At 65.6% G+C, this 8,047-nt stretch carries 7 protein-coding genes; 3 read left to right on the forward strand and 4 right to left on the reverse strand.

The window, feature by feature from the left end; genetic code table 11:
- Positions 1-659: amidohydrolase family protein (locus EN781_RS03595; RefSeq protein WP_127399785.1), on the forward strand; the 659-nt coding region annotated here is incomplete at its 5' end.
- On the opposite strand, the gene EN781_RS03600 is transcribed toward EN781_RS03595, so the two are convergent.
- From EN781_RS03600 to EN781_RS03615, 4 genes are read right to left on the reverse strand one after another with little or no spacing between them, the layout of a single operon-like run.
- Entirely contained in the window at positions 633-1,604 is a 972-nt protein-coding gene (locus EN781_RS03600) for an ABC transporter permease (protein WP_126058957.1), read from the reverse strand. The two genes, EN781_RS03595 and EN781_RS03600, sit on opposite strands and share 27 nt — an antisense overlap.
- On the reverse strand, positions 1,601-2,566 hold the full coding sequence (locus EN781_RS03605) for an ABC transporter permease (RefSeq protein WP_126058956.1): 966 nt from the start codon (positions 2,564-2,566) through the stop codon (positions 1,601-1,603). Before EN781_RS03605 ends, EN781_RS03600 begins: the two co-directional genes overlap by 4 nt.
- Positions 2,563-4,062, reverse strand: coding sequence for a sugar ABC transporter ATP-binding protein (locus EN781_RS03610; protein ID WP_189347298.1), 1,500 nt, complete (start codon positions 4,060-4,062; stop codon positions 2,563-2,565). Before EN781_RS03610 ends, EN781_RS03605 begins: the two co-directional genes overlap by 4 nt.
- A 27-nt stretch (positions 4,063-4,089) precedes the next feature.
- A complete protein-coding gene (locus tag EN781_RS03615) occupies positions 4,090-5,142 on the reverse strand; it encodes an ABC transporter substrate-binding protein (protein WP_126058954.1) in 1,053 nt (350 codons plus the stop codon).
- Positions 5,143-5,377: 235 nt separating this feature from the next.
- Here EN781_RS03615 and EN781_RS03620 point away from each other — a divergent pair, with 235 nt between their 5' ends.
- Positions 5,378-6,175, forward strand: coding sequence for an IclR family transcriptional regulator (locus EN781_RS03620; RefSeq protein WP_126058953.1), 798 nt, complete (start codon positions 5,378-5,380; stop codon positions 6,173-6,175).
- A 685-nt stretch (positions 6,176-6,860) separates the two neighbouring features.
- On the forward strand, positions 6,861-8,047 hold a 1,187-nt coding region (locus EN781_RS03625; RefSeq protein WP_210213455.1), incomplete at its 3' end, for a VCBS domain-containing protein.

An 8,047-nucleotide genomic window follows, 5' to 3' on the forward strand; every position in this document is an offset into this window, starting at 1 on the left:
GCTATGTCGTGCACGTGCCGTTGGCCAGCCGGCAGGCCCCGGCGCTGATCGAAGCGCAGGCTGCCTTCCATCGCGTCGTCGGCGTGCGCGATATTCTCAGCTGGGACCCCGATCCGGCGCGTCGCTTCGCCGCCCGCGACGGCATCATGGACGATCCGGCCTGGCGCTCCGGACTGAAGCTGCTCGCGCGCCACGGGCTCTCCTTTGACCTGATGGTGTTCCCGCGCCAACTGGCTGATGCCGCTCGCCTCGCCGCGGCCTTTCCGGATCAGCAATTCGTCCTCAACCATTGCGGCAGCCCGATCGACCGCGACGTTGATGGCATGCGGAAATGGCGCGACGGACTGCGGCTTCTGGCGCAGCACGACAACGTTGCCGTCAAGATCTCGGACCTCGTCGCCTACGATCATGACTGGACGCTCGACAGCCTGCGGCCGGTGGTGCTGCACTGCATCGACTGTTTTGGAACGAAGCGCGCCATGTTCGGCTCCGACTTCCCGGTCGCCGGCCTGCATGCCTCGTTCGACGAAGTGTATGACAGCTTCAAGGCCATTGCTTCGGGCCTTTCCGCGGACGAGCAGGCGGCGCTGTTCTTCGGCAACGCCAAGCGCATCTACCGGCTGGACGACGTGTCATCGACGAGCCTGCTCCCGGCCTGAGAGAAGCAGCAGGCCGAGGATCAGCGAGCCGAACAGGATGCTGCGCCAACCGGGAGATGCGTTGACCACGGTGATCAGCGCGGTGATGGTCACCAAGAGGATCGCGCCGGGAATGGTGCCGGCATAGGTGCCGAGCCCGCCGAGAATGGACGTGCCGCCGAGCACCACCGCGGCAATCGATGCAAGCAGGTAGGGATCGCCGATCCCGACATAGCCCTGTCCGTTCATGCCGAGCACGAGCACGCCCGCCAGCCCCGCCGTGAAGCCGCTGATGCCATAGACGGCGAGTGTCGTCGACGTCACCGGCACGCCGGACAGGGCCGCGGCAAGCGGATTGGCGCCCATGGCGAAGATGCGCGCGCCGAACGGCGTGGCGTGCATGACCGTCAGCACAATCGCGGAAACGGCCACCCAGAGCAGAATGCCCGCCGGAATCCCTGCCGGCCGCGCATTGCCGAGCCAATGCACCAGCGGGTTCTCGGCGGTGACGGCACTGCCGCCAGCAATGATGATCAGAAGCCCTTGCAGGAAGGTCGCCATGGCCAGCGTCATGATCATGGGATGAACGCGCAGCAGCGCCACGCCGAGCCCGTTGACCAGCCCGATCACCGTGGTCAGCGCAAGCACCGCGAGCACCGGCGCAAGGCCGGTCGGGTCGGCCTGCCATGACAAGAGCGGCAGGCTGATGGCGCTGACGGTGACGATCGCCGCAACCGAAAGATCGATGCCGCCGGCGATCACGACGAAGGTCTGGCCCGCCGCGACCAGGCCGATCACGGCGCCGAGTTCGACCAGATAGCGCAGATGGCCATAGGCGCCGAAGCCGCGCGACGCGAAGCTCGCCCCGATCCAGACTGCCGCGACAATGGCCACGGTGAGGAAGGGCCGGCTCTTCAGGATCGCCTTGGCGCGCTTGCCGCCCGCGCTTTCGTTCCAGGCTGTCATGGCTGCACCTTACGGAATTGCGGGATGGCGACGGCGCCGATGATGATCAGCCCCTGCGCGACATACTGCGCCACCGGCGTGAAGCCGAGGAAGAACATGACGCTGATCATCAGGCTGAGCAGCAGGCTGCCGGCGAGCGCGCCGCGCATCGTGCCTTGCCCGCCGAGGAAACCGATGCCGCCGAGCACGGCGGCGGCGATGGAGTTGAGCGTGAAGGCATTGCCGATCACCGGATCGCCCGAGCCCGTCTGCGCGGCGACGAACAGGCCGGCGCTGGTCGAGAGCAGGCCGCTGATCGCATAGGCGGCGACGCGCGCCATATCGACCGGCACGCCGGACCGAAAGGCGCCGACCGGATTCTCGCCGGCGGCGTAGAGGCTCAGTCCCAGCGGCGTGGCGAGATAGAGCTTCCAAAGGAGAACGATTGCCAACAGAAGCACGAAGGCCGCTGGCGTGTCGCCGGCCAGCAGGTCGGACAACCATTCCGGAATGGAGCCACCCGGCCTTGGCAGGATCAGCAGTGCGGCGCCACCAATGATGAAGGAACCGGCGAGCGTGACCACGATCGCCGGCAAGCGAAGCCGCACTACGATCAAGCCGGTAACGGCTCCGATGCCGAGCCCGGTCAGCGCCACCGCGGCGGCGCCGCCGGCGACGCCGAGTGGCCCGGCCATGGTGGTCGCGGCGATGACCGCCCCGAGACTGACGGTGGCGCCGATCGCCAGGCTGATGCCGCCCGTAAGCATGAGGATCGCCTGCGCCATCGCCACCAACGCCAGCGGAAACCAGCTCTGGGTGAACTTGGCGAAGCCGGAGGCCGTGAACAGGCCAGGAAACAGCACGCCATAAGCAATGAGGAATGCGAGCACGACGACGAACAGGCTGCGCACGCCGATATTGCGGCGCGCTTGCACCGGCCAATAGAGGGCACCGGCGGTTTTCGCGGGGGAAGAAGTACTCATGCCGCGACCTTCTGTTTCTCGGCGCCCATCGCCGCCGACACGATGGCTTCCTCGCTCAGCGCCGTGCGTTCGAGCGTGGCCGCGATGCGACCTTCCCGCACCACCGCCACACGGTCGCACAGATGCACCAGTTCCGGCGTGTCGGAACTGAGCAGCACGACGGCCTTGCCAGCGGCGGCGAAGGCGCGCAGCATCAGATAGATCTCGCGCTTGGTCTCGACATCAACACCGCGTGTCGGGTCGTTGAGCAGCAGCACCAGCGGATCATGCGGCATCCATTTTGCCAGCGCGACCTTCTGCTGGTTGCCACCGGACAGCGCCTGCGCCGGCCGCTCGAGATCGCCCTTGATGGCGAGCTGCGCGGCAAGGCCCTTTGCCGTCTTGCGTTCGGCCTGGCGGCTGCGCAGCTTCAGCGCCGGCAGCCGCGCGAAGGCAGGCAGCATCATGTTGGTGATGATCGGATGGATCAGGTGCAGTCCCTCGCGCTTGCGGTCGGCCGGCACGTAGACGAGGCCGAGCGCATTGGCCTTCGGCACACCGCCGGGCAGGCCCGGGGCACCGTTGACGGTCGCCGACTTCGTCCTCGCCGGGATGGCGCCGTAGAGGCCGAGCAACAGGTCCTCCTGCCCCTGCCCGACCAGGCCGCCAATGCCCAGCACCTCGCCCGTCCTGATGTCGAGATCGACGTCGCGCATCAGGCCGGCCGCAAAGTTGCGGACCGAGATGGCGGTGGCCGGCGAGGCGGAAGCCTGCCACTTGGGAAAGAGATCGCCAGGGTCGCGACCGACCATCAGCCGCACCAGCCCGGCGGCGTCGGTTCCGTCCAGCGAGCGGTCCGCCGTGCAGGTGCCGTCCTTGAGGACGGTGACATGCTGGCAGAGCGTCATCACTTCGTTGAGCCGGTGCGAGATGTAGAGGATGGCGATGCCTTCCCGGCGCAGCCGCGCCAACAGATCGGTCAATATTTTCGTCTCCGTCGCCGACAGCGACGAGGTCGGTTCGTCGAGGATTAGCACGCGTGGCCGGCGGTAGAGCGCCTTGGCGATCTCCACCATCTGTCGGCGCCCGAGCGGCAGTTGCCCGACGGGCGTCGACAGTGGCTCGTGCAGCCCGACGAGGTCGCACGCCGCCCTTGCCCGGGCGGCGAGCTCATTGTAGTCGACCAGGCCGAACCGCTTCGGATAGGCGCCGAGGCCGATATTCTCGGCGATCGAAAGGCTGGCGGTCAGGCTGAGCTCCTGCTGCACGACGGCAATGCCGGCCTGCCGCGCCAGCGCCGGCGTCATGCGCGCCACCGCGCGCCCGTCGACCTCGATCGTCCCGCCATCCGGGCGCAGCGCCCCGGACAGAAGGTTGATCAGGGTCGACTTTCCGGCGCCGTTCTCGCCGAGCAGCGCATGCACGCGGCCCGGCTGGAGAGCGATGGAAACGTCGCGCAAGACCGGATTGCCGAAGAAGGCCTTCGACACCCCCCGCGCGGCTAGGAGCGGAGCCATGGTTGTCAATGCTACAACCCTTCCGGCCTATTTCTGCGCCAGCAGCTTCTTGAACAGCTCCTCATCGTAGGGCGAATAGATATAGCCGTCAGCCGGGAAATCCTTGGCCCGGGCGAGGTACTCGTCGATGTTGGAATTGTCGATCACCGGCAACGGGATCTTGACGAAGGCCGGCACGTCCTTGCCTTCGAGCGCCTGGACGGCGGTGTAGGTAGCGAAGGCGCCGAGCCAGTTCGGCTGCATGGTGGCCCAGCTCTTCAGGCCCTTTTCCTTCCACAGTTCGAGGAACTGCCGAGCGTTCTCGCCGGTGATCGGCACCTGGTCGCGGCCCTGCTTGTCGAGTGCCAGCACCGCGCCCGCCGACAGCGCGCCGCCGAGCGACAGGATGCCGTCGATTTCGGGATTGGCGAACAGCAGGCTGGTGACGGCTTCCTGCGCCGGCGCGACATTGTAGGGTGTGTTGGTCTCGGCCAGGATCTTCACGTCCGGGTGAGCCTTGAGCTCGGCATCGGCGCCCTTGCGGCGATCGTCGCTGACCGAGACGCCGGCCGGACCGTTGAGGATCAGGATCTTGCCCTTGCCGCCGATGGCGTCGATCAGGAACTTGGCGGCCTGGTCGCCCCACTGCGAGGAATCGGTGTTGACCTTGGCGGTCACCTGGTCGGTGTCGACGAGGCTGTCGAAGTTGATAATAGCGATGCCCTTGGCGCAGGCATCGGCGATAACGCGCGCCGGCGCGGTCGATGAGCCGGCGATCAGGATGATGGCGTCGACATTGGAGTCGATCATCGACTGGATCTGCTGGATCTGCACGTTGGCGTCGCCCTGGGCGTCGGTGACGACCAGCTTGTCGACCAGCCCCTGCTTCTTCAGCGCCTCGACCTCGGCCTCGATGGTGCCCTGCGTCTGCTTCATCCAGGTCGGCACCGAATAGATGTTGGCCCAGCCGATCGTGTACGGCGCCTTGCGGTCGCCCTTGATGCATTTGGCGGCGGCATTGGCCTGCGAGCCTACGCCCAAGGCCAAGACGAGACCGAGGCAAAGGGCGCTGGCGGATGCGAAAAACGGCGATTTCATCATGACTGTTCCCCTTCAGTGGTTGTGTCCGGGCGTGCGGAGTCGGGACGACAAAACCGCCGGTTGCCGCGTTGCGGAACCGCCCGTTTTTTCGTCTGGACTTCTCTGTCCGGCTCGTTAATCTGTCCGGTATTTCAGACATCGTGTCTGTATATCGGACAGGCGGGATGCTAGACTGAGCCTTGGCATCTTTCAAGCGTCTTGAGACGAGGACTTAAAATGATTTTGGACGGCCGAAATGAGCGATAGCGCGACCGATCTGATCGAGGCGGGTGGCGCTGCACCGCAAGGCGGCGAGCGCCGCCGCGGCATCGACCGCGTCATCATGCTGCTCGAGGCGCTGCTCAGGCATCGTGCGCCGGTGCGCGTCGGCGACCTCGCCAAGATGATTGGCGCGCCGCGCTCGACCACCTACGAGATCGTCAACAGCCTGCTCGAAGCCGAGATGCTCGAGAATGTCGGCACCGAGGGCTATGTCTATTTCGGCCGCGCGATGCACCTGTTCGGCTGGGCCTATTCGCATCACAATGCGCACTACCGTCGCATCCTCGAGACGCTGGACAGGATGGCCGCGGAGACCGGCGAGACCGTTCAGATGTGCGGTCTGCGCGGCAACAAATATGTCGTCCTCGACTGCCGGGATTCGCCCGGCCCGTTCCGCATTTCCAGCGATGTCGGCGTCGAGGTCCCGATCCCGTGGACGGCATCGGGACGGCTTCTGGTCGGCCATATGAGCAGGGAAGAGCTTGGAGCTTTCATCCCGGCTGACGACTACAAGCTTCCGGACGGCCGCATCATCGCACCCGGCGAATTCTTCGCCGATGTCGAACTGGCGCGCCAGCAGGGCTTCAGCGAGACATCGGCGCTCGCCGACCGCTTCACCTGGTGCATGGCCGCCCCGATCCGCGACGGCCATGGCGCCATCAACAAGACGCTGTGCTTCGTCCTGCCCGTCGACACGCCGCAAGCGCGACGAAGCGAATTGCTGGCCTTGCTGCGCGAACGCGCCGGCGGCCTGTCGCTGGCGGGAAGCTAGATTTTGCCGACTGGCCTCGCCAAGTTCGACCACGAGATCGCGACGCCGGCCGAAACGCGCAGGATGCTCGGCCTGAAAGGCGGAGGCTCCGGATTCCGATGCGCCGGGCTGCTTTGTGAAACGCGTCCGCTGCCAGGCAACGCCGCCGGGCCATCGGTCCCTGCCCTCTTGGCTGCACGAGGAAATGAGCGGCAAGACGGAGTTTAACCACGGGTCTCTGCCGGCGCGCGGCCTATGTTCCGGGATGCGTCGATAGCCGCGCGACTGGTCCTGCGGCCATGCGCCGAATATCAGTAGCGGCCCTAATATTAACTGTTATGCCAAGCAGGATGTTGACGCCTCCTCGCTGACAGGGTTAATAATACCCTAATATAAGCGTCGAATAAAATGGCCCCCGACCGGCAACAACGGGTTAAGCGACGCTAAAGGGGCTAGGGGAAACACAGCACGGCGGCCAGTACCGCCGCAGCCATCACCATTTGAGCCACAGCCCGCCCGTGACTGGCCACACGTTGTGCTGGCCATCGCTGGGCGTCGGCATCGAGGCCTTCGGGTGCGCTGACACAATCGACATGTGCCGGAATCTGCGTGCCGGGCGTGCAACATTTTCAGTCAAGAAGCGGCTGGTCTTTCAATGGGGTCGACAGGCGGTGGGGCGTCTGTCGTTAAACAACAGGGGTGAAAAATGGCTACTCAGGTCACCGGTGCCGGCGGCACCACGACGTCTTTTTCCAACACACCGCAGGCGAAGGACGACATCTTCTTTTCTTCGGAAGATGCCGGTAGCGTCCTGATTCTGAATGTTCTAGCGAACGACCTGGGCGGGGCGGCCAAAACGCTCTACTCCATCGACGACACCGTCAGTGCGTCGATAGCGACGAAGACCTATGCGCCGGCGGACCTGCTGACCAAGGACATTACATACTCAAGCTCCGACGACAGCGCGGGAGCCGCCGGGACCACCGACACCAGCCTCCTGGGCGCCAGGATCTGGATAGCCAGTGACGGCACGATCCATTACAGCACGGCCAGTATCGACGGACTGTTGCAGTCGCTTGCCGCCGGGCAGATCCTTGTCGACAAGGTGACCTACGCCATCCAGCTCGGCAACGGCACGCTGAGCTGGGCCACGGCCACCATCCAGTTCACCGGCACCAACGACAAGCCGGACATCCATCTGGTGACGACGGACAAAGACGCCGCCTCGCTGACCGAGACCAGTGCGCCGCTGACGGCGAGCGGCACGCTGACGGTGAACGACGCCGATGTCTCCGACACGGTGAGCGCGAGCGTAACCTCGGTGTCGCCCGGCGGCACCACCGGCAGCCTGGACAGCGCCGCCGTCATCAACATGCTGACGGTTTCGCCGACCTCGCTGACGGCCGATGCGGGCGAGACCCACAATCTGACCTGGAGCTTCAACTCGACGCCGCAGGCGTTCGATTTCCTGGCGGCCGGCGAGACGCTGACGCTGACCTACACGATCCAGGCCGACGACGGCCATGGCGGCACCGACACCCAGACGGTGACGGTCACCATCACCGGCACCAACGACGCCGCCATCATCGACGGCACCACCAGCGGCGCGGTCGACGAGGACGGCGCCGATGCCCCGGTCACCGCCATCGGCTCGCTGACGGCAAGCGATGTCGACAACGCCGACAACGTCTTCCAGGCCGACAGCGGCAGCACCAGCTACGGCAGCTTCACCATCGATGCCGCCGGCAACTGGACCTACACGCTCGACGACACCAATCCGACGGTCGACGCCCTCAATGACGGCGATCCGCTCAGCGACTCCTTCACCGTCCATTCCGAGGACGGCACCAGCCAGCTGATCACCATCTCCATCACCGGCACCAACGACGCCGC

The sequence above is a fragment of the Mesorhizobium sp. M4A.F.Ca.ET.090.04.2.1 genome (genome assembly GCF_003999085.1).
Lineage (GTDB): Bacteria > Pseudomonadota > Alphaproteobacteria > Rhizobiales > Rhizobiaceae > Mesorhizobium.